Here is a 284-nt window from a genome sequence, read left to right as displayed (position 1 = left end):
GGCGCCTAGCTGGTTCCGGAATCCGGCTACCCCCGCAGCTTCAATGAGCCGCGGAGAGTCCACCGCAGAGGCGCTACCGGTATACTCCCGATCGCCCCGTAAACGCGGGGCGCTTTCGCCTTCAGATGCTCTTCTGCCGGTGCCGATCGGACCAACAGCCGCGGATCTCCTTCAGCAGCCAGGACGGCCCGTTGCCTGCCCTGGCCACAAAAAAGCCGGCGCCTAGCTGGTTCCGGAATCCGGCTACCCCCGCAGCTTCAATGAGCCGCGGAGAGTCCACCGCA

The 284-nt window shown here is 65.8% G+C and carries 1 protein-coding gene; it reads left to right on the top strand.

Going from position 1 to position 284, the window contains the following annotated elements; genetic code table 11:
• The coding region (locus RUW00_RS22855) for a hypothetical protein (protein WP_315956833.1) at positions 1 to 226 on the top strand (226 nt) is incomplete at its 5' end.
• Between the last annotated feature and the right edge of the window lie 58 nt (positions 227 to 284).

Source organism: Bacillus sp. IS1, assembly GCF_032461585.1.
Classification (GTDB): Bacteria; Bacillota; Bacilli; order Bacillales; family Bacillaceae; genus Bacillus; species Bacillus velezensis.
This window is presented reverse-complemented; position numbering and strand designations above follow the sequence as displayed.